21 protein-coding genes are annotated in these 19971 nt (G+C 60.6%); 13 read left to right on the top strand and 8 right to left on the bottom strand.

Annotated elements, in window-relative coordinates; all coding sequences use genetic code 11:
• The first annotated feature begins 3 nt into the window (after positions 1-3).
• The 8 genes from nuoI (at position 4) to ACR52_RS20350 (ending at position 7188) form a co-directional block, all read left to right on the top strand.
• Positions 4-552 carry an NADH-quinone oxidoreductase subunit NuoI gene (gene nuoI, locus ACR52_RS20315; protein ID WP_003174725.1) on the top strand — a complete coding sequence of 183 codons (549 nt, stop codon included), beginning with the start codon at positions 4-6 and terminating at the stop codon, positions 550-552.
• Positions 553-561: 9 nt separating this feature from the next.
• The gene (nuoJ, locus tag ACR52_RS20320; RefSeq protein ID WP_016974946.1) at positions 562-1065 is read left to right on the top strand and encodes an NADH-quinone oxidoreductase subunit J; all 504 of its coding nucleotides are present in this window, start codon (positions 562-564) and stop codon (positions 1063-1065) included.
• Positions 1066-1067: 2 nt separating this feature from the next.
• A complete protein-coding gene (nuoK, locus tag ACR52_RS20325; protein WP_003219560.1) occupies positions 1068-1376 on the top strand; it encodes an NADH-quinone oxidoreductase subunit NuoK in 309 nt (102 codons plus the stop codon).
• Positions 1373-3226 (top strand): NADH-quinone oxidoreductase subunit L, encoded by a 1854-nt coding sequence (gene nuoL, locus ACR52_RS20330; RefSeq protein ID WP_048728601.1) that lies wholly within the window; start codon positions 1373-1375, stop codon positions 3224-3226. Before nuoK ends, nuoL begins: the two co-directional genes overlap by 4 nt.
• A gap of 64 nt (positions 3227-3290) precedes the next feature.
• Positions 3291-4823 (top strand): NADH-quinone oxidoreductase subunit M, encoded by a 1533-nt coding sequence (gene nuoM / locus ACR52_RS20335; protein ID WP_048728604.1) that lies wholly within the window; start codon positions 3291-3293, stop codon positions 4821-4823.
• A 7-nt stretch (positions 4824-4830) separates the two neighbouring features.
• Positions 4831-6294 carry an NADH-quinone oxidoreductase subunit NuoN gene (gene nuoN / locus ACR52_RS20340; protein ID WP_048728607.1) on the top strand — a complete coding sequence of 488 codons (1464 nt, stop codon included), beginning with the start codon at positions 4831-4833 and terminating at the stop codon, positions 6292-6294.
• A gap of 239 nt (positions 6295-6533) precedes the next feature.
• Positions 6534-6884 (top strand): type II toxin-antitoxin system RelE/ParE family toxin, encoded by a 351-nt coding sequence (locus tag ACR52_RS20345; RefSeq protein ID WP_048729017.1) that lies wholly within the window; start codon positions 6534-6536, stop codon positions 6882-6884.
• Positions 6874-7188, top strand: coding sequence for a helix-turn-helix domain-containing protein (locus tag ACR52_RS20350; protein ID WP_048728611.1), 315 nt, complete (start codon positions 6874-6876; stop codon positions 7186-7188). Before ACR52_RS20345 ends, ACR52_RS20350 begins: the two co-directional genes overlap by 11 nt.
• A 37-nt stretch (positions 7189-7225) precedes the next feature.
• On the opposite strand, the gene ACR52_RS20355 is transcribed toward ACR52_RS20350, so the two are convergent.
• The gene (locus ACR52_RS20355; RefSeq protein WP_048728614.1) at positions 7226-8050 is read right to left on the bottom strand and encodes an arylamine N-acetyltransferase family protein; all 825 of its coding nucleotides are present in this window, start codon (positions 8048-8050) and stop codon (positions 7226-7228) included.
• A 121-nt stretch (positions 8051-8171) separates the two neighbouring features.
• On the opposite strand from ACR52_RS20355, the gene ACR52_RS20360 reads away from it, so the two are divergent.
• A complete protein-coding gene (locus ACR52_RS20360; RefSeq protein ID WP_048728620.1) occupies positions 8172-8408 on the top strand; it encodes a DUF6555 family protein in 237 nt (78 codons plus the stop codon).
• A gap of 99 nt (positions 8409-8507) precedes the next feature.
• Here the strand turns inward: ACR52_RS20360 and ACR52_RS20365 are convergent, their stop codons facing one another.
• Complete coding sequence (locus ACR52_RS20365; RefSeq protein ID WP_048728623.1) at positions 8508-8708, bottom strand: DUF6021 family protein; 201 nt, start codon at positions 8706-8708, stop codon at positions 8508-8510.
• Positions 8709-8720: 12 nt separating this feature from the next.
• Complete coding sequence (locus ACR52_RS20370) at positions 8721-8900, bottom strand: hypothetical protein (RefSeq protein ID WP_048728626.1); 180 nt, start codon at positions 8898-8900, stop codon at positions 8721-8723.
• 124 nt (positions 8901-9024) lie between these two features.
• Between ACR52_RS20370 and ACR52_RS20375 the strand changes: the two genes are divergently transcribed.
• Positions 9025-9546 (top strand): DUF3087 domain-containing protein, encoded by a 522-nt coding sequence (locus tag ACR52_RS20375; RefSeq protein ID WP_048728627.1) that lies wholly within the window; start codon positions 9025-9027, stop codon positions 9544-9546.
• On the opposite strand, the gene ACR52_RS20380 is transcribed toward ACR52_RS20375, so the two are convergent.
• Positions 9543-10670, bottom strand: a complete 1128-nt coding sequence (locus ACR52_RS20380; protein WP_048728630.1) for an MFS transporter — start codon at positions 10668-10670, stop codon at positions 9543-9545. The two genes, ACR52_RS20375 and ACR52_RS20380, sit on opposite strands and share 4 nt — an antisense overlap.
• A 70-nt stretch (positions 10671-10740) precedes the next feature.
• Complete coding sequence (locus ACR52_RS20385; RefSeq protein ID WP_048728633.1) at positions 10741-12105, bottom strand: MFS transporter; 1365 nt, start codon at positions 12103-12105, stop codon at positions 10741-10743.
• A 199-nt stretch (positions 12106-12304) separates the two neighbouring features.
• Between ACR52_RS20385 and ACR52_RS20390 the strand changes: the two genes are divergently transcribed.
• Positions 12305-13045 (top strand): carbonic anhydrase, encoded by a 741-nt coding sequence (locus ACR52_RS20390; RefSeq protein ID WP_048728635.1) that lies wholly within the window; start codon positions 12305-12307, stop codon positions 13043-13045.
• 14 nt (positions 13046-13059) lie between these two features.
• Here the strand turns inward: ACR52_RS20390 and ACR52_RS20395 are convergent, their stop codons facing one another.
• Positions 13060-13935, bottom strand: a complete 876-nt coding sequence (locus tag ACR52_RS20395; protein ID WP_048728638.1) for a Dyp-type peroxidase — start codon at positions 13933-13935, stop codon at positions 13060-13062.
• A 138-nt stretch (positions 13936-14073) separates the two neighbouring features.
• Here ACR52_RS20395 and ACR52_RS20400 point away from each other — a divergent pair, with 138 nt between their 5' ends.
• On the top strand, positions 14074-15690 hold the full coding sequence (locus tag ACR52_RS20400) for an NADP-dependent glyceraldehyde-3-phosphate dehydrogenase (protein ID WP_048728640.1): 1617 nt from the start codon (positions 14074-14076) through the stop codon (positions 15688-15690).
• A gap of 63 nt (positions 15691-15753) precedes the next feature.
• The gene (locus tag ACR52_RS20405) at positions 15754-16818 is read left to right on the top strand and encodes an FUSC family protein (RefSeq protein ID WP_048728643.1); all 1065 of its coding nucleotides are present in this window, start codon (positions 15754-15756) and stop codon (positions 16816-16818) included.
• Positions 16819-16828: 10 nt separating this feature from the next.
• On the opposite strand, the gene ACR52_RS20410 is transcribed toward ACR52_RS20405, so the two are convergent.
• Together ACR52_RS20410 and ACR52_RS20415 are read right to left on the bottom strand one after the other, a co-directional pair.
• Positions 16829-18589 carry a hypothetical protein gene (locus ACR52_RS20410; RefSeq protein ID WP_048728646.1) on the bottom strand — a complete coding sequence of 587 codons (1761 nt, stop codon included), beginning with the start codon at positions 18587-18589 and terminating at the stop codon, positions 16829-16831.
• A 279-nt stretch (positions 18590-18868) separates the two neighbouring features.
• Positions 18869-19621, bottom strand: coding sequence for a TetR/AcrR family transcriptional regulator (locus tag ACR52_RS20415; RefSeq protein WP_048728649.1), 753 nt, complete (start codon positions 19619-19621; stop codon positions 18869-18871).
• Between the last annotated feature and the right edge of the window lie 350 nt (positions 19622-19971).

Consider the following 19971-nt stretch of genomic DNA (forward strand, 5'->3'; position numbering starts at 1 on the left):
CCCATGTTCAAATATATTGGCGACATCGTTAAGGGTACCGGTACCCAGTTGCGAAGCCTGGTGATGGTGTTCGGTCACGGCTTCCGCAAACGCGACACCTTGCAATACCCGGAAGAAGCGGTGTACCTGCCGCCGCGCTATCGCGGCCGCATCGTGCTGACCCGCGACCCCGATGGCGAAGAGCGTTGCGTAGCTTGCAACCTGTGCGCCGTGGCGTGCCCGGTGGGTTGCATCTCCCTGCAGAAAGCTGAAACCGAAGACGGTCGCTGGTACCCGGACTTCTTCCGCATCAACTTCTCGCGCTGCATTTTCTGCGGCCTCTGCGAGGAAGCTTGCCCGACTACCGCGATCCAGCTCACACCGGATTTCGAGATGGCCGAGTTCAAACGTCAGGACCTGGTGTACGAGAAAGAAGATCTGCTGATCTCTGGTCCCGGTAAAAACCCTGATTACAACTTCTATCGTGTTGCAGGTATGGCCGTTGCCGGTAAGCCCAAAGGCGCCGCACAAAACGAAGCCGAGCCGATCAACGTGAAGAGCTTGCTGCCTTAAGGAAGAAAGATGGAATTCGCTTTCTATTTCGCATCGGGTATTGCAGTGGTGTCCACGCTTCGCGTGATCACCAACACCAACCCCGTGCACGCCCTGCTCTACCTGATCATTTCGCTGATCGCCGTGGCCATGACCTTCTTCGCCCTCGGCGCACCGTTCGCCGGTGTCCTGGAAGTGATCGCCTACGCCGGCGCCATCATGGTGCTGTTCGTGTTTGTGGTGATGATGCTCAACCTGGGGCCGGCTTCGGTCGCCCAGGAGCGCGTCTGGCTCAAGCCCGGCATCTGGCTCGGCCCGGTGATCCTCGCAGCCTTGCTGCTGGGTGAACTGTTGTATGTGCTGTTCGCTCACCAGAGCGGCCAGGCCATCGGCCACACCACTGTTGATGCGAAGGCCGTGGGCATCAGCCTGTTCGGCCCGTACCTGCTGGTGGTCGAACTGGCTTCGATGCTGCTGCTCGCTGCAGCCATCACCGCCTTCCACTTGGGCCGCAACGAAGCCAAGGAGCAATGACGATGCCTGCTATCCCTTTGGAGCATGGTCTGGCGGTCGCCGGCATCCTGTTCTGCCTTGGCCTGGTCGGCCTGATGGTTCGCCGTAACATTCTGTTCGTGTTGATGAGCCTGGAAATCATGATGAACGCTGCGGCACTCGCATTCATCGTGGCGGGTAGTCGTTGGGGCCAGCCGGATGGACAAGTCATGTTCATCCTGGTGATCAGCCTGGCAGCCGCCGAGGCCAGTATCGGCCTGGCGATCCTGCTGCAACTGTATCGTCGCTTCCACACGCTTGATATCGACGCTGCCAGTGAGATGCGCGGATGAACATGATCTTTCTGACTTTCGTATTTCCCCTGATCGGTTTCCTGCTGCTGTCGTTCTCCCGTGGACGCCTGTCGGAAAACCTTTCTGCCTTGATCGGTGTGGGTTCCATTGGCCTGTCGGCGATTGTCGCCGCCTACGTCATCTGGCAATTCAACGTGGCGCCGCCGGAAGGCGGCCACTACACCCTGGTGCTGTGGCAGTGGATGTCGGTGGAGGGTTTCAAGCCCAACTTCGCCCTCTACGTCGACGGCCTGTCGATCACCATGCTTGGCGTGGTCGTCGGTGTAGGTTTCCTGATCCACCTGTTCGCGTCCTGGTACATGCGCGGTGAAGCGGGTTACTCGCGCTTCTTCGCCTACACCAACCTGTTTATCGCCAGCATGCTGTTCCTGGTCCTGGGCGATAACCTGTTGTTCCTGTACTTCGGCTGGGAAGGCGTGGGCCTGTGCTCGTACCTGTTGATCGGTTTCTACTACAGCAACCGCAACAACGGTAACGCGGCACTCAAGGCCTTTATCGTCACCCGCATCGGCGACGTGTTCATGGCCATCGGCCTGTTCATCCTGTTCCAACAGGTGGGCACGCTGAACATCCAGGAACTGCTGGTGCTGGCACCGCAAAAATTCCAGGTCGGCGACTTCTGGATCACCCTGGCGACCCTAATGCTGCTGGGCGGCGCCGTCGGTAAATCGGCACAACTGCCGCTGCAAACCTGGCTGGCAGATGCGATGGCAGGCCCTACCCCTGTTTCGGCACTGATCCACGCCGCAACGATGGTAACCGCCGGTGTCTACCTGATCGCGCGTACCCACGGCTTGTTCACCCTGGCGCCGGATGTCCTGCACCTGGTGGGCGTAGTGGGCGGCGTGACCCTGGTACTGGCCGGCTTTGCCGCGCTGGTGCAGACCGACATCAAACGCATCCTCGCCTACTCGACCATGAGCCAGATCGGCTACATGTTCCTGGCCCTGGGCGTTGGCGCCTGGGACGCGGCGATCTTCCACCTGATGACCCACGCCTTCTTCAAGGCCCTGCTGTTCCTTGCTTCCGGTGCGGTGATCGTCGCCTGCCACCACGAGCAGAACATCTTCAAGATGGGCGGGCTGTGGAAGAAACTGCCGTTGGCTTACGCCAGCTTCATCGTCGGTGGTGCTGCACTCGCTGCCCTGCCGTTGGTGACCGCCGGTTTCTACTCGAAAGACGAAATCCTCTGGGAAGCCTTTGCCAGCGGTAACCAGAACCTGCTCTACGCAGGCCTGGTCGGTGCATTCATGACCTCGCTGTACACCTTCCGCCTGATCTTCATCACGTTCCACGGTGAAGCCAAGACCGAAGCCCACGCAGGCCACGGCATCTCCCATTGGCTGCCGCTGTCGGTGCTGATCATCCTGTCGACCTTCATCGGCGCCATGATCACCCCGCCACTGGCCGGTGTACTGCCGGAAAGCGCCGGCCATGCCGGTGGCGCCGCCAAGCACAGCCTGGAAATCGCCTCGGGCGCCATCGCGCTGGCCGGTATCCTGCTGGCGGCCCTGCTGTTCCTCGGCAAGCGTCGCTTTGTCACGGGCGTTGCCAACAGTGGCATTGGCCGCTTCCTTTCGGCCTGGTGGTTCGCCGCCTGGGGCTTCGACTGGATCTACGACAAACTGTTCGTCAAGCCTTACCTGGCCATCAGCCACGTACTGCGCAAAGACCCGCTCGATCAGACCATCGGTTTGATCCCGCGCGCCGCCAAGGCCGGTCACACCGCCCTGAGCCGCAGCGAGACCGGTCAATTGCGTTGGTACGCAACTTCCATGGCGGCCGGTGCCGTTCTGGTGATCGGCGCCATCGTTGTGGCAGTGGTCTGACTATGTCCATGCACATTGCATACATTGCGAACTTTGCGAACTTGCGAAAGGAAACGAGCCCGTCATGATTCTGCCCTGGCTAATCCTGATTCCCTTTATCGGCGGCCTGCTCTGCTGGATGGGTGAACGCTTCGGCGCCACCCTCCCCCGCTGGATTGCGTTGCTGACCATGTCCCTGGAACTCGCTCTCGGCCTCTGGCTGTGGGCCCATGGCGACTATTCATTTGCTCCGGCACCGGGTGTCGATCCAACCTTCGCGCTTGAATTCAAGCACGTGTGGATCCAGCGCTTCGGCATCAACGTGCACCTGGCCCTCGACGGCCTGTCACTGCTGATGATCCTGCTGACCGGCCTGCTGGGTATCCTCTCGGTACTCTGTTCCTGGAAAGAAATTCAGCGTCACGTGGGCTTCTTCCACCTGAACCTGATGTGGATCCTGGGCGGCGTTGTCGGCGTGTTCCTCGCCCTCGACCTGTTCATGTTCTTCTTCTTCTGGGAAATGATGCTGGTGCCGATGTACTTCCTCATCGCGCTCTGGGGTCACAGTTCTTCGGACGGCAAGAAAACCCGGATCTACGCGGCGACCAAGTTCTTCATCTTCACCCAGGCTTCCGGCCTGATCATGTTGGTGGCGATCCTGGGTCTGGTACTGGTCAACTTCAACAGCACGGGCGTGATTACCTTCAACTACGCCGACCTGTTGAAAACCAAGATGTCCCTGACCACCGAGTACATCCTGATGCTGGGCTTCTTCATCGCCTTCGCGGTGAAGCTGCCGGTGGTGCCGTTCCACTCCTGGTTGCCTGATGCTCACGCCCAGGCGCCGACCGCCGGCTCCGTGGACCTGGCCGGTATCCTGTTGAAGACGGCGGCTTATGGGCTGCTGCGTTTCGCCCTGCCGCTGTTCCCGAATGCCTCGGCCGAGTTTGCGCCGATCGCCATGACCCTCGGTCTGATCGGGATCTTCTACGGTGCGTTCCTGGCCTTCGCCCAAACCGACATCAAGCGCCTGATTGCCTTCTCGTCCGTTTCCCACATGGGTTTCGTACTGATCGGCATCTACTCCGGCAGCCAGCTGGCGTTGCAAGGCGCAGTGATCCAGATGTTGGCCCACGGTGTTTCGGCCGCCGCGCTGTTTATCCTCAGTGGCCAGCTGTACGAACGCCTGCATACCCGCGACATGCGGGAGATGGGCGGCGTGTGGTCGCGCATTGCGTACCTGCCGGCGATCAGCCTGTTCTTTGCCGCCGCATCCCTGGGCTTGCCGGGTACCGGTAACTTCATCGGCGAGTTCCTGATCCTGATGGGTGCCTTCGTGCAAACGCCGTGGATCAGCGCCATCGCCACGTCCGGCCTGGTGTTCGGTTCGGTTTACTCGCTGATCATGATCCACCGCGCCTACTTCGGCCCGGCCAAGTCCGACGCCGTCCTGAAAGGGATGGATGCTCGCGAACTGATCATGGTGCTCGGCCTTGCGGTACTGCTGATCTACATCGGCGTGTACCCGCAACCGTTCCTGGACACTTCTGCCGCAACGATGCATGGCGTGCAGCAGTGGTTCGGCACCGCCTTCTCTCAACTCGCTTCGGCCCGGTAAGAGCGCTATGGAATTCACGATCCAACACTTTATCGCGCTTGCGCCGCTGCTGATCACCAGCCTCACCGTTGTGGCGGTGATGCTGGCGATCGCCTGGCGCCGCAATCACTCACAGACCTTCCTGCTGTCCTGCGCGGGGTTAAACCTGGCCCTGCTGTCGATCATCCCGGCACTCAAGGTCGCGCCCCTGGCGGTGACCCCGCTGATGATGGTCGATGACTTCGCGCTGCTGTACATCGCGTTGATCCTCGTCGCCACCCTGGCCTGCGTCACCCTCGCCCACGCCTACCTCGGTGAAGGCGGCACGGGCTACCCGGGCAACAAGGAAGAGCTGTACCTGCTGATCCTGCTGGCTGCGGCCGGCGGTATCGTGCTGGTCAGCGCGCAGCACCTGGCCGGCTTGTTCATCGGCCTGGAACTGCTGTCGATCCCGACTTACGGCCTGGTGGCCTACGCCTTCTTCAACAAGCGCTCCCTGGAAGCCGGCATCAAGTACATGGTCCTGTCGGCGGCCGGTTCCGCGTTCCTGTTGTTCGGTATGGCCCTGCTCTACGCCGAAGCCGGCAGCCTGAGCTTCACTGGTATCGGCCACGCCCTGGCCGCCACCAGCATGCCTGCGCCCATCGCCCAACTGGGCCTGGCCATGATGCTGATCGGCCTGGCGTTCAAGCTCTCCCTGGTGCCGTTCCACCTGTGGACCCCGGACGTGTACGAAGGCGCCCCGGCGCCGGTGGCCGCGTTCCTGGCCACGGCGTCGAAAGTGGCAGTGTTTGCGGTGATGGTGCGTCTGTTCCAGATCTCGCCGGCCGCCAACACCGGCGTGCTGAGCCACGTGCTGACCGTTATCGCCATCGCGTCGATCCTGTTCGGTAACCTGCTGGCCCTGACCCAGAACAACCTCAAACGTCTGCTGGGTTACTCGTCCATCGCCCACTTCGGCTACCTGCTGATCGCCCTGGTGGCGAGCAAAGGCCTGGCCGTGGAAGCGATCGGCGTGTACCTGGTCACCTACGTGGTCACCAGCCTCGGCGCGTTCGGCGTGATCACGCTGATGTCCTCGCCGTTCAAAGGCCGTGACGCCGACGCCCTGTACGAATACCGCGGCCTGTTCTGGCGCCGTCCGTACCTGACCGCCGTACTGACCGTGATGATGCTGTCCCTGGCCGGTATCCCACTGACCGCCGGTTTCATCGGCAAGTTCTACATCGTCGCTACCGGTGTCGAAGCCCACGAGTGGTGGCTGGTTGCGTCCCTGGTGCTGGGCAGCGCCATCGGCGTGTTCTACTACCTGCGCGTGATGGTCACCCTGTACCTGATCGAACCCAACCTGCGCCGTGTAGACGCCGAGCTGCACTGGGAACAGAAAGCCGGTGGCGTGATGCTGCTGGCCATCGCCCTGCTCGCCTTCTTCCTCGGCGTGTACCCACAACCGTTGCTCACCCTGGTGCAGCATGCGGTGTTGGGCGTTTGATCGCTTAGCGGGATGTAGATAAACAAAACGGCGCCTTCGGGCGCCGTTTTGCGTTTCTGGGGCCGCTGCTTTTACCCTCCCCTACTCACGGAAATTTCCTCCTCCATCTGCCTCCTTATCTGGCATCTAGCCGATGAAGGCCGCCGTATGGTGTTTGCGTTTTAGGAAAGTTCCCACAGCAGGGTCACTTGACCCATGGCGAGTGGGCCACCAAACTATACGCAGGCTACGTACAGAACATGGATGCTCTATTTATCGAACTGCCGGCCTTCGAGCGACATCGCAAGGACTATCTGAGTGACGAGCTTTTCCACGGTTTTCAGCAGGAACTGATGAAAAACCCGGAAGCAGGAGACGTGATCGAGGGAACAGGCGGATTACGCAAGGTTCGCTTTGTCGACGAGCGACGCAACAAAGGCAAACGCGGTGGCCTGCGGGTCATTTACTACTGGTGGTCGGGCGGCACGCAGTTCTGGCTGTTCACCCTGTACGGCAAACACGAACAGGACGACCTGACGCCACACCACAAGAAAGCCCTAAAACACATGCTGGACATGGAAATCAAAGCGAGAACACACCATGAAACGTGAAATTTTTTCCGAACTGGTCGAAGGCTTCGACGCGCTGGCCAACGAACGCCAAGGCAAAATCACCCTGCGTACCCACAAGGTTCACCTCAACAAACTCGCACCGCTGACCGCCGACGAAGTGGTCGCTGTGCGCCAGCAACTCAACCTCTCGCGCTCGGTGTTCGCCATGTACCTGCGCACCAATACCCGCACGCTGGAGAACTGGGAACAGGGCCGGGCAAAACCCAACGCGCAGGCCGTGACCCTGATTCGCCTGGTGGCGCGCTTTCCGGAAACAGTGGCACAGCTTGCCGCATTAGCCTGATGGATGAAGCCCCGACGGGTTCGGGGCGCTTACCCACTCAAGACTCAGCCGCGATTAAACCATCCAGTATTTCTTGAAGTTGCGGATGCGCCGGCAGGCGAATACCGAACGTGTCACGCAACACATGCATCAGTTCATCGGCACTCTGTAGCGCGCGTTTTTCGCTGGGTTTATCCAGCGAGTGAAGCGCGTAGTGGCCGTTGTTCAAGGTATGCCGTTTGCCGGGGGCCAACAGCGCCACTTTCAACTGCCCAAGAAACGGCGAATCGGCGTGTGTGCAGACGTACCAGTTGCCGATTTCATAGTCGATTCGCTCTTGGCGCTGCAGGTCGAACACATACAGGCCGAGCCAATGGCCACCGACCTGGGCCCACAGGGTGTAGCTGCCATCGCTGAAGGTCAGGCGATAAAATTCATGGGCCGTGGCCTGCTCCGCTTCGCTGTCCAGTTGCAGCGGACTGCTCGGCACCATGCCGCCAAAGCCGACGTCGGCGATGTAACGCACGCCGTCCACGGTCACCAGGTTCAGCCGATGGGTACGCGCCGTATGGGCGTCCGGCGGCCCGCCCAATACCACCCTGCCGGTAATGCCGCGCGCGTCGAAACCGAGTTCCTGCAACAGGGCGAGGAACAGCTGGTTCAACTCATAGCAATAACCGCCGCGCCCCTCGAACAGTACCTTTTGCTCGACGCTGGGCAAGTCGATCGGCACCGGCACGCGCAGCAGGGTCGACAGGCTTTCAAAGGCGAAGGTGCACACATGGCGCAACTGTAAATCCTGCAGCGTTTGCAGGGTGGGCGGTGGCGGAGAATCGTAGCCCAAGCGTTGCAGGTACAGCTGGCTATGGGTCAGGTGGTGCATGGCGCGATCCTTGGGCACGGGGGCGAAGGCCTCACTATGACGCGCCGACCGGCAATTTGTCATTTTGAATGAACCTTTTTGAACGCTTTCCGATCCATCTATAACAAGACAGGGAGGCAACATGAGTACCGCAAAAATCTACACCATTAACTACCAACTACACGGCCAGCCGAAGTCTTTTGTCGTGCGTGCCGAAGTGATGAACAACGCCGAGGCGTGGCACTGGGCGGCCGTTGACGCCGACGTTGCCCACGTCAGCCGTATCGGTCGTGTGGGCCACGAACAGGTGAAAAAAACCACCCGGCCCTGGGCGGAGAAATACGGCATCACCGAAGTGACGTGGGCACCACCCAAATAAACAAAGCCCCGCTCAAGACCCTTCAGTAAAAAAATAGAAAGAGCGCAACGTAACTTGTGGCGAGGGAGCTTGCTCCCTCGCCACAGGGCGGGGCCTTCGTTACTTTTTCAAGTCGCCCAACGGATCGTAGGGCGGCTTTTTTTTCGCTTCATCTTTTTTGTCTTGGTCCAGCGGCGCTATGGCCGGGCCTATCGGGTCGACCTGCGGGTCGGCCACGTCAGGCGAATCCGGGTCGAAACCCAGCTCGTCATTGCCACTGGCGTGTTCGTTGGAGTGGGGCCCATCCGAGCGTTTGTTCATCACAGTCTCCTGTTACAGCGGGCGAGCTTTGTCGTGGAGGGTTTCCAAGTTTTCCTCAACGCGCTCGACATCAGCGTTTTCGTCACGCTCTTTCGGGTCGTTGGGGCGCAACGCATCGTTGTCGCGTTCTTCTTCACCGGGGGTGCGATCCGGGTCGGGCGTGCCGGGCGGGGGCTGCTTGTAATCGGGCATGGTGGTTCACCTCATCAGTGGGTAGCCTGCACAGGTTTAGAGAAAGCGCCGCGAAGCATCGTTCAACTTGATTGGCCCAGGCATGAGAAGATGCCGCCCTATTCCTTCTGGAGACCTGCCCCGGATGTTCGAGCTCAAACCCTGCGACCCAGTGACTTACCGCAAACAGACTCGCCGCAGCACGCTGATCGTGGCCGTGTTGTTCGTGGCGCTGGCGATGCTGCTGTCGAGCCTGGCCGTGATGCTGTTCGGCGAGCCCGGCGGTGACAACCTGCGCTACAACGTCGGCGGCGTGTTTGCCGGGGTGTTGATCACCCTCGCCCTGGTGCGCGGCCCGTTCTGGACCCAGCCGTGGCTGGCGCCGGCGGTGTATAGCTGGCAGCTCAAGCGCAGCCTGATGAGCGTGACCAATGTGATGCATAAGGTCGCCGAACGGGTCCAGGCCAATGACCCGACAGCGATCAAGCTGCTGCGCTTCTACCATTTAGGGCTGACGCAGATGCATGAACTGGACGCCAACTCCAGTGCACAAGCGCAATTGCAGGGCGAAATCGAAGCGCATCAAGCGAAGATGCAGGCGCTGGGGATCGATACCGAACAAACCCGCTTCGATCCCGCCTGGCTGGAAAGCCTTAAAAAGGTTTAAGCCGTCTTCGCCCGCCAGCAGAACACTGCGCTGACAGCAATCGCAGCACCCGCCAGGCCAAATACCCAAGGGGCCGAGGCCACCGGCAGTAACAACCCCGCCAGCAGCGGCCCAAGGCCGGCGCCGACGTCACGCCACACGGCATTCGACGCCAGCGCCGACACCCGCATTGAGCCGGGGTTGCGCTCGGCCACCAGGGTCGTGACCAGCGGCAATTGCAACGCCCGCAGCACCAACACCGCGGCCGCGCCGACGATCACCCAATAACTGCCAAACGCGGTCAGGGCCAGTGCACTCAGGAACGAGAACACCAGCAGCATCGAGGTGGCGCCAAAGCGCTGCGCTGCTCGGCCGCCCAACGGGCTGAGGAGCAACTCGGACAGGTAACGCAGGGCCATCAGCCCACCGGCGATCAGTACCGCATCGCCGCCCATGATCTTCTGTGCCTGGATCGACAAGCCAAAGATAAACAGCCCGTCCAGCGCCACGCCTTCGATAAACGACCACACCGCCACACTGTCGGGCCACTTGAACCGCCGCCCCGGGCTGCTGTGTAAATCATGGCCGACGGCAGGCAGGCCGCGCGCGACCCACAAACCCGCCAGGCAGCATCCGGCCAGAATCAGAAAGATCGGACGCGGCCCAGCCCATAACGTCAGCCAACCACCCAGTGGCAGTGCCAGCATCGGCCCGAGGGCGATCAGGGCACGGGAACGCCCTGCGCGGCGGGCGGCACCCGCAGGTTCGGAGGTAGCCAACACTTGGGTCGACAGGTTCAACGCGGCAAAACACAGGCCCCAGATCAGCCGCAAGCCGAGCAACGCGGCAAACCCCGACAGCAGCGAATTGCCCAGCGCACACGCCGTTGCGGCACCGGCGGCGAGCATGCAGGTCAGCCGATCGCCGTTGCGCGCGTAGAAATTCAGCACATGCCGGTAGCCGAAAATCCGCACCAGACGGTTGGCCGCCAGCAACATCCCGGCCTGGGCCAGCGTGATACCGAAGGCCTGGGACTCCATGGGCAGTAGCAGGTAGAGCAACACGTCACTGGGCAGGCATAAAGCGAGGGTCAGCGCGGCGCGGCGGGAAGTGGTATCAGCAGTGCGGAGGGCCAGGCTGGACATGAATCTGAAACATCCCGAAATATTCATGTCGCAACGTTAGCCTTCCCGAAGCAGGTTTTACAACGCCCAATCACGCCTTTTTGCCGTAGGGCAACAAACGCAGGCCGCTGGCCACACTGCCCACCAATGCAAACCCGCAGCCCAGCCACAGCGCGTATTGCGGGCCGCTGCTCAGCGACAGGTGGAAACACAGGGCCACCAGCGACGCGCCCAGCGTCTGCCCCAACAACCGCGAAATCGCCACGATGCCACTGGCGCCGCCGCTGCGAGCCAAGGGTGCGCTGGTCATCAAGGCCTTGAGATTGGGCGACTGGAAGAAGCCGAACCCCGCGCCACATAACGCCATGCGCCAGCCAATATCGAATGCCGATGCGTCATCGCCCAAGGTGGCCAGTGCGGCCATGCCGACGCTGAGCATCAACAGCCCGATCCCGCACAACAGGCCCAGGGACACGCGGTCGGCCAACCGCCCCGCCACCAACGCCATCACGGCCACAACCGCCGGCCAGGGCGTCATCAGAAAACCGGTGGCCACCTGGCTGTGGCCCAGCACCGCCTGCAACAGGAACGGTAACGACACAAAGGCCAGGCCCTGGGCGCTGAATGCGCAAATCGCGGTGAGCGAAGACAAGGCAAACACCGGCCGCTTGAACAAATCCAGCGCCAGCATCGGCGCCGGATGACCCGCCTGGCGACGCAGCAACAACGCGCCGCACACCAATGCCACGGCGATCAGCCCCAGCGTCAGCGCGCCCTGTGCGCCATGCACCGCCGTGCCCAATCCCAGCACCAACAGGGCGAACAACCCGGCACACAGCACGGCGGCAAGGCGGTCGAAGGCATGCCCTGTCATGGGGATCGCCGGCAATGAGCGCAGGCCCAACACCAGGGCCAGCACGCCCAGCGGCACATTGATCAGGTACAGCCAGTGCCAGGTCGCCACTGACAGAATCGCCGACGCTGCCGTCGGCCCGAGCGTAAACGCCAGCCCCACCACCAGCGAGTTATAGCCCAGGCCACGCCCGAGCATGTGGGACGGATAGATATGCCGCAGCAGCGCGGTGTTGACGCTCATGATCGCCGCCGCCCCCAACCCCTGCACCACGCGCGCGGCGGTCAGCGTGACCAGCGACCCGGCCATCCCGCAAAACAGCGACGAGACAATGAACAGCAGCAATCCGCCGAGGTACACCCGGCGATGGCCGAGCACATCACTCAGCGAAGCGAACGGCAACACCGTCGCGATAATCGCCAACTGGTAGGCATTGACCACCCAAATCACCGAGGCGGAATCGGTGCCGATGCCTTCGGCCAGGGTAGGCAAAGCGGTGTTGACGATGGCCGTGTCCAGGGTGGCCATGCCGATCCCCAGGGAGATGGCGATAACGGCCGGCAAGCGTTTATTCAGGGGCAACCCATCGGCAACAGAAGACATGGACGATCCAAGCAGGTGACAAAGGGCTCTAGGTTACGGGCAGTGGCGATTTTTTTCAGTGGCCGATTGCGTGGCTGTCAGAATTTTCATCTTCACTGCGCACGAACACGTTTAAACCAAGAAACCTCCTACATTTTTTGCGCGGCATTCTTTGCACCCTTGGCGCTTTCTCTAACCACCCACGCCGAGAACCCAGTCCATGTGCAACGCTCACACCCCCGCCGACGCTTCCTTGAACAATGACCGCCGCGCCTTCCTGCGCCTGGCCACCGTCGGTGCCGGCGCCTTGATGCTCGCCAGCGCGCTGCCCACCGCCGACATTCATGCCGCACCTGCACCCAAACCTGCCAACGACCTCAACCCGCAGCAGGCACTCGCCCGGCTGATGGAAGGCAATAGCCGCTACGCCGAAGGCGTCACCAAACGCCATGACTTCATGAGCGAGCGCGAAGCCTTGGTCAGCGGGCAAAATCCGTTCGCAGCCGTACTGGGCTGCGCCGATTCGAGGATCGCTCCCGAATACGCCTTCGACACTGGCCGCGGCGACCTCTTTGCCGTTCGAGTGGCGGGCAACTTCGTCACCAATGACGGCCTCGCCAGCCTCGAATACGCCGTGGCGGTGCTGGGTACGCCGCTGATCATGGTGTTGGGACACGACAGCTGCGGCGCGATTTCGGCCGGGGTCAAGGCGGTCAAGGACAACGCCAAGTTCCCCGGCAAGATCCAGGGCCTGGCCGACGCGCTCAAGCCATCCGTCAACAAGGTGTTGAAAGCGCCCGGCGACCTGCTTGAGAACGCCATCGCACAAAATGTCATCGACACCGTCGCCCAGCTCAAGCGCCAATCAAGCCTGTTGGGCGACGCACTGGCCAAGGGCACGCTGCAAATTGTCGGCGGGATCTACAAGCTGCACAGCGGCAAGGTGGAATTGATCGGCTAGCCAGGCGTCACGCTTCAGGTGTGGAGTGTGTGAAAAAGTGCACTCACATCCAGACGCCCGTCCTTCAGCGGCGGGCACCAGTAGTAACCCCCGGTCAACGGTGTGCTGATGCGATACAGGCCGTCGACAATCCCGTCTTCCAACCCGCTCATGCGGCGCAGTTGCGCTTCGAAGGCATCGAAGGAATGGCCAAAGGCGAGGAACATCAACCCCGCCTGGCCATTCTCGGCCCACGGCATCGAGCGGCGCACGACGAAGGCTTCCGGGGTGAAGCTTTCCTGGGCGGTGCGCTTGGTGTGGGCAGATTCGGGGGCGTCGTCGAGTTCTTCGTTATCACCATGGCGACGGCCGATGATGTGGTCACGCTCCTGGGCAGGTAATGCGGCGAAGCCGTCAAGGTCGTGCTGCCATTGCTGGATCGCGGCGAAGCTGGCGCCACTGTCGGTCAGTGCGGCCTCGACGGCGGCGTCGTCATGGGGGTTTTCGGTGCCGTCTTCGTAGTCGGTCAGGTCAAAGCCGGTCTTGTAGCGGAAACCCTCCGTCGACTGCACCAGACGAAACGCCGGCGCCAGGGCTTTTTCAAACGCCCGGCTGCGCAACAGCAGTTCACCGCGATCCACACCATGCAGCCACACCCACAGCGCCTGTTGGGTGGACGGGTTGTGCGCGCCCGGCCCGCTGACCGCAGGAAAAGTCCGCAACCCTTCAATCTCGGCACCGAGTGCCTTTACCAGCGGCTCACCGAAACCGACCACCGCCGCCGAATCCACGCGCTGCGCGAGCGCGTCCAGCGCAGCGGGCACGGCGTCGAGGGAGTCCACGGCAAAAAACAGATGGCGTGCCTGCAAAGGCACCGGTGCGGCAAGAATGCCCGGCTGGTACTGACTCATGTGAACTCCTTCAAGAAAGCCGCGCAGTTTACCCGCCGGACCTGGCCGTGCGTAGCAGAAAGCGCACAAGCCTTGCCACAGAGCCGGTGGATGGGTGACTCTCTAGTCATGTTTTGCAACTATTCCAGGGGTAGCGACATGACCACCAACAACCTGCTTGCCCAGCTGTTTCCCGCTTCGGCCGCCGATATTCCCGAGCAATTTCGCCTGGCGGCGCCCATCGAACAGCGTGATTACCTGGTCGACGGCCAGTTGCAGGTATGGAACGGCCCGCTGGCCCAGGTGCTTAGCCCAGTGCAATTGGGCGACGAGCGCGTGCACATCGGCAGCACGCCGTTGCTGGACGCCGACACCGCCCTCACCGCCCTCGACGCCGCCGTGCGTGCCTACGACCGCGGCCAGGGTGAATGGCCGACAATGCGCGTGGCTGATCGCATTCAGCATGTCGAAGCGTTTCTGCGGCGTATGCGCGAACAGCGTGATGCGGTGGTCAAGCTGCTGATGTGGGAGATCGGCAAGAACCTCAAGGACTCGCAAAAAGAGTTCGACCGCACCTGCGACTACATCACCGACACCATCAATGCCCTCAAGGAACTTGACCGTCGGAGCAGCCGCTTCGAGCTGGAGCAGGACACGCTCGGGCAAATCCGCCGCGTGCCGCTGGGCGTGGCGCTGTGCATGGGGCCTTACAACTACCCGCTGAACGAGACCTTCACCACGCTGATTCCGGCGCTGATCATGGGCAATACCGTGGTGTTCAAGCCGGCCAAGCTCGGCGTGCTGTTGATTCGCCCGTTGCTGGAGGCGTTCCGCGACAGCTTCCCGGCCGGGGTGATCAACGTGATTTACGGCAGCGGCCGCGAAACCGTCAGTGCGCTGATGGCCAGCGGCAAGATCGATATCTTTGCGTTTATCGGCACCAACAAGGCCGCCAGCGATTTGAAAAAGTTGCACCCCAAGCCGCACCGCCTGCGCGCGGCCCTGGGCCTGGATGCAAAAAACCCCGGCATCGTGCTGCCCGAAGTGGACTTGGACAATGCCGTCAGCGAGTCGGTGACCGGCTCGCTGTCGTTCAACGGCCAGCGCTGCACTGCATTGAAAATCCTGTTTGTGCATGAGGACGTGGTCGATAGCTTTATCGAAAAATTCAACGCCAAACTGGCGACATTAAAACCGGGCATGCCGTGGGAAGACGGCGTGTCGCTGACGCCGCTGCCGGAAGCCGGCAAGGTCGACTTCCTCAACGCACTGGTGGCCGACGCAGCGCAACACGGCGCCCAGGTGGTGAATGCCAATGGCGGTGCCAGTCGCGGTTCATTCTTCTACCCCGCAGTGCTGTACCCGGTGAACCCGCAGATGCGCGTGTACCACGAGGAGCAGTTCGGCCCGGTGGTGCCGATCGTGCCTTACCGTGATGTGGAGACGGTGATCGACTACGTGCTGGAATCGGATTTCGGCCAGCAACTGAGCATTTTCGGCACCAACCCGGTGGAAGTCGGGCGCCTGGTCGACACCTTTGCCAACCAGGTCGGCCGCATCAATATCAACGCCCAATGCCAGCGCGGGCCGGACACGTTCCCGTTCAACGGGCGCAAGAACTCGGCCGAGGGCACGCTGTCGGTACATGACGCGCTACGCGTGTTCTCGATCCGCACACTTGTGGCCACCAAGTTCCAGGAAAGCAACAAGGCGCTGGTCAGCGATATCCTGCGCAACCGCGATTCGAGCTTTTTGACCACCGACTACATTTTCTGAAATCAACCTCTGTAGGAGCCGGCTTGCCGGTTCCTACAAGGTCTATGCCTGAAGTAAGACCTCATGAATCTCAGCCTTCCGCTTGTTCTACGCCGCCTGTTGCGCCCGTTGCTCGACCCTTATCGCCGCTACCGCCATGCCAAGCTGATCCACGCCGTGCGCGTGTCCATCGGCTTGCTGGCGACGATCCTGCTCACCACCGGCATCAACCTGCCCCACGGTGAGTGGGCGTCGGTGACCATGCTGATCGTGATCGGCGGGTTGCAACACCACGGCAATATCGGCAAGAAAGCCGTGGAGCGCGCCTACGGTACGTTGATCGGCGCCAGCGTCGGCTTGCTGCTGGTGGTGCAACAGGCCTACTTCGGCCAGCCACTGCTGACCTATTTGCTGATGTCGGTGGTGTGCGGGTTCTTTTCCTATCACGCCATCGGCAAGGGTGGGTATATCGCGCTGCTGTCGGCGATCACGGTGTTTATCGTCGCCGGCCACGGCGACAATCCGATCTCGGATGGCTTGTGGCGCACCGTCGACATCCTCATCGGCATCGTCCTGGCCCTGGCGTTTTCCTTCGCGCTGCCGCTGTATGCGGTGTATTCGTGGCGCTACAACCTGGCCAGTGCGTTGCGCGACTGCGCCGCGATCTACAGCCGGATCATCAATGGCCAGTCGGTCACCGATGATGAACACCTCAAACTGCTCAACCGTCTGAATGCGGCGATGCTGCAACTGCGTTCGCTGATGCCCTCGGTGTCCAAGGAAGTGCGGATCTCCATGACTGAGCTGGACGCAATCCAGCGGCACTTGCGCATGTGCATCAGCACCCTGGAGATTCTCGGCAATACCCGCCCGGACCCGCATGATGAGCAGGCAATGGCACGGATGCAGGTGATGTTGAAGGCCGAGCATCGGCAGATTCGGGTGCAATGGGTGGGGATGGCTCGGGCGTTGAAGTCGGGGGTGACGGAGCGTTTGGAGCGGCCGAGCCACACGAGCGGCGAGCCCACGCTGGATGCGCCGGTATACAGCGCCCTGGACGGGTATCGGTTGTTGACGGTGCAACTGGCGGCGAATGTGGATGCAATGCGCCAGCGACTGGCCAAGAGCGCCGGGCGCTGGAAGATCTAAGGGGGCAGTCTCAAACAATATGCAGAGGTGTGGTCAGGGAGTAGCGCTCAGGCAGGCTCCCTCGCTTGAGGGTGTAATAGATAGACGTGTCCTCACCGCGATTGGGCGTCAGGTCTTGAGGTAATACATCAAACGATACGGCAACACCGCCGATATTCACTTGTTTGGGCAGATCGACACTGTGCACACCCTTGATGCACAACGTAATCCAATCGCCGAACTCCACGTCGGAAAATGGCGCGTGGATGGGCGTGCCAAACGGCGACACCTTATCCAGATGGAGCTCACCGTCACGCTCATCCTGAACGACAGGTGCGGACATGTCCGGCTGCAGGTCGCCGATTCTCAACGATCGGCGCAAGGATTCGCGCGGCCTTTCGCCGTTCTTGGTTGCGCTGTAGAACAGTTCGGCTAAACGCCCTTTGAATCGCTTGAGGTCGTCCCCTTCAAGTACAACGGTCAATTGCTCCTCACCTGGAGAGAGCTCACCAAGGTCGATGCCAATGTGGTGCTCAATGGTGCCCCCCACACCACTGGCCAGGAGTGTCAGGTCCAGCGCTTCGAATGATTGCCAGCCCGACTGTATAGGAATATAGATCTCTACCTTTGGAAGATCTGGGTCAACCTGGCCATCCGAGTCACTCTCTACGGTCGGCGGCAGCCATTGAATGATCTCGCCGTCAACGGTCATATGGCGGTAGTTTGAGCGATCGCTATCCTCGTCTGGACTGTCAAGTGTGTAGTAGGTAATCGCGCTCCCCTTGGCAATGGCGCTGAGCAGGCCATTGGGTACTTCGAAGTAATGGGACCGTGCACCGGTGATCTCTCGAGTTTCCGAATGGGCAATAGGCCCCCCCTCTGCCGGCGTGCCAATCCAGAAAAAATGGATATGGGTGTAGCGCTCGTAATTATCCGAGTTCACGTGAATACCAATGCGCACGGCGTCGTTGCCAATCTCTGCCAGGTCGATTTTGGATTCGGTCACTGGCTTGTCGATCCACGGTGAGTCCATGCGTCGACTTTGAGCATGTACTGGCACATGGGAGATCACTGACCAACGCGCATTTTCATCGGGAAGGTTGCCGGTAGGCCCTGTGACGGTCATCCCCACGGGGAGCATTTTATTGTCGCCCGCTGCACTGATTATCTCTGGCCTCACCATAATGTTGATGTCTTTATCAACCTCGTCCAGCAGTACCAGGTGGTTGATTCTTTGTGACCCCCAAGTCAGTGTCAGAAGGTCATAGACGGCCATGTTCTCCCACTTTCTACAGGTGACGACCACCCCTTGCTTGGCCTTCGTTTCGTCAACACCTTCCAGGGCCACCTCCGGTTCAAGGTCAAATACCAGCCCGCGATGGCCCTCTTCCGTCGGCTCAGGGGCCTTGCCGCCAGGCCTCTGAAGGTTGACCCTGAGACGCAGCGGCGGTGTTTGTTGAGGTTCATCGTTGCTCGGAATAATTTTGCAATACACCGGGTCAGCCCAACGCTCCCGGATGACGTTCGAGGGCACCGTAAGAGGGTAACGCGTGCGGGGAAGATCACCTTCACGTACCAGGTAGAAGCCGACCGGGGCTGCTCCCTGCCAGATAAGCTGGAACGTGGTACCGACTGATACATCGAAGGGGTAGGTCACATAAACGACGAGATCACGCGTCACATGCAGCCTGCCGACCCCACCATCCGCACGCTCCAAATCATCCTCAATCCGAGGAAACATCAACGGAATATCTATCGGATCAAGCTGATGCTTCTTACGGCCTGTGGTCATTTCGAGCTCCTTGTCGGCGGCGTTGCAGTCTGCTTTCAGTAGCTGGACGTTGGGGTAATCAAACACCCAAACAAGCAGAGCGACTACTGTCAGAGTTAACAGGTGCCGACGAAAGGCACAGGGCCGATCGAAAATATGCCTTTTCGAATCTCTAACTTTTTCTTACATATTTTTCACGATTTATTCACATCCCGGACCGTAGTGTGAAGCCTCATCCGTTACAAATGCTTCACATCAAGCCCGCCGCCCCAGCGGGCTTTTTTTTGCCCGGGGTTTGAGCTAACGCGACGCCTTGGCAGCAGGCGCAGCCGCCTGCTCGCGGATGGCACGCTGAGTATCCAGTACCCGCGCCAATGCCGTTTCGGCCTCGGGGCTTTGCTGCGGCACACGAATCGCCGCCGACACCAGCGTGATCAACTTGGCCATCACTTCGGCATCGGTGGCCGGGCGGCCCAGGCTCATGGAGTTCATCAGCAGGCGCAACTCGGTGCCGGCCATCACACCGGAAATCGCCTTGAGCGCAAATTGCAGGCGTACCCCCAGCTCGTTGCGCGGCAAGTCTGGCAGGGCCAGGGCGAAGGCTTCGAAAAAGCGCTGGAACACCGGCTGGTAATGCACCTTGAGGTATTCCTGGATAAACGGCGAGGTATCGCTGTAGACCCGACCGAGGAAGCGAATGAACGAGCGCCCTTCCCCGCTGGCCGGATCACTGCGCTCCAGGCCCATGGCCGGGGCGAACAGCACGCCGAGCAAGGTGTCGCAATCGAGGGGGCCGTCGGACTCGGCTTCACACCGCGCCAGCAGTTCCAGACGCTGCTCGTTGAGCGGCTCCAGGCGCTGCATCAGTAGGGTTTTCATCAGGGAATCCTTATCCCCGAAGTGGTAGTTCACGGCGGCCAGGTTCACTTGGGCACGCTCGGTAATCTGCCTTAGCAAAACGGCGTCATAGCCGTATTTGATGAAGAGAGCCTCTGTCGCATCCAGCAATCGAGTCTTGGTAATGTTTGGAGCGCTGACTTTCTTCGCGACCATGGAAGTTCCAATGAGGAAATATTGTTTTAAAAAATAATTTGATTTTTTATACCGGGGCCGCCACTCGAAAGCAAGTCGTGACACTACGCCATATGATCAAAAGCCTGCATTGGCGGGCTTATGGAGGGTAGTCGAAGGCTTTTTGACAGGCTTGGCACACCCCGAAGGAAATCATTTCAAGGCGTAAAACCGCTCTACATCCATGGCTGGCGAAGCGCATTGATCGCGGTTACTATTCAAACGACATTCAAACAATATTTTAAAAACAAGAAACAAAACCAGTCCGTGACGCGTACCAGGCAGCTCCCGAACTCGTTACAAAGATTTTCCGGGGGCATGACGGCACCGTC

It is taken from the genome of Pseudomonas fildesensis (assembly GCF_001050345.1).
GTDB classification, from domain to species: Bacteria; Pseudomonadota; Gammaproteobacteria; order Pseudomonadales; family Pseudomonadaceae; genus Aquipseudomonas; species Aquipseudomonas fildesensis.

Bases quoted from the DNA above. Each gene is read 5' to 3' on its own strand.
- nuoI (WP_003174725.1), top strand. From the start codon at position 4: ATGTTCAAATATATTGGCGACATCGTTAAGGGTACCGGTACCCAGTTG.
- nuoJ (WP_016974946.1), top strand. From the start codon at position 562: ATGGAATTCGCTTTCTATTTCGCATCGGGTATTGCAGTGGTGTCCACG.
- nuoK (WP_003219560.1), top strand. From the start codon at position 1,068: ATGCCTGCTATCCCTTTGGAGCATGGTCTGGCGGTCGCCGGCATCCTG.
- nuoL (WP_048728601.1), top strand. From the start codon at position 1,373: ATGAACATGATCTTTCTGACTTTCGTATTTCCCCTGATCGGTTTCCTG.
- nuoM (WP_048728604.1), top strand. From the start codon at position 3,291: ATGATTCTGCCCTGGCTAATCCTGATTCCCTTTATCGGCGGCCTGCTC.
- nuoN (WP_048728607.1), top strand. From the start codon at position 4,831: ATGGAATTCACGATCCAACACTTTATCGCGCTTGCGCCGCTGCTGATC.
- ACR52_RS20345 (WP_048729017.1), top strand. From the start codon at position 6,534: ATGGATGCTCTATTTATCGAACTGCCGGCCTTCGAGCGACATCGCAAG.
- ACR52_RS20350 (WP_048728611.1), top strand. From the start codon at position 6,874: ATGAAACGTGAAATTTTTTCCGAACTGGTCGAAGGCTTCGACGCGCTG.
- ACR52_RS20355 (WP_048728614.1), bottom strand. From the start codon at position 8,050: ATGCACCACCTGACCCATAGCCAGCTGTACCTGCAACGCTTGGGCTAC.
- ACR52_RS20360 (WP_048728620.1), top strand. From the start codon at position 8,172: ATGAGTACCGCAAAAATCTACACCATTAACTACCAACTACACGGCCAG.
- ACR52_RS20365 (WP_048728623.1), bottom strand. From the start codon at position 8,708: ATGAACAAACGCTCGGATGGGCCCCACTCCAACGAACACGCCAGTGGC.
- ACR52_RS20370 (WP_048728626.1), bottom strand. From the start codon at position 8,900: ATGCCCGATTACAAGCAGCCCCCGCCCGGCACGCCCGACCCGGATCGC.
- ACR52_RS20375 (WP_048728627.1), top strand. From the start codon at position 9,025: ATGTTCGAGCTCAAACCCTGCGACCCAGTGACTTACCGCAAACAGACT.
- ACR52_RS20380 (WP_048728630.1), bottom strand. From the start codon at position 10,670: ATGTCCAGCCTGGCCCTCCGCACTGCTGATACCACTTCCCGCCGCGCC.
- ACR52_RS20385 (WP_048728633.1), bottom strand. From the start codon at position 12,105: ATGTCTTCTGTTGCCGATGGGTTGCCCCTGAATAAACGCTTGCCGGCC.
- ACR52_RS20390 (WP_048728635.1), top strand. From the start codon at position 12,305: ATGTGCAACGCTCACACCCCCGCCGACGCTTCCTTGAACAATGACCGC.
- ACR52_RS20395 (WP_048728638.1), bottom strand. From the start codon at position 13,935: ATGAGTCAGTACCAGCCGGGCATTCTTGCCGCACCGGTGCCTTTGCAG.
- ACR52_RS20400 (WP_048728640.1), top strand. From the start codon at position 14,074: ATGACCACCAACAACCTGCTTGCCCAGCTGTTTCCCGCTTCGGCCGCC.
- ACR52_RS20405 (WP_048728643.1), top strand. From the start codon at position 15,754: ATGAATCTCAGCCTTCCGCTTGTTCTACGCCGCCTGTTGCGCCCGTTG.
- ACR52_RS20410 (WP_048728646.1), bottom strand. From the start codon at position 18,589: ATGACCACAGGCCGTAAGAAGCATCAGCTTGATCCGATAGATATTCCG.
- ACR52_RS20415 (WP_048728649.1), bottom strand. From the start codon at position 19,621: ATGGTCGCGAAGAAAGTCAGCGCTCCAAACATTACCAAGACTCGATTG.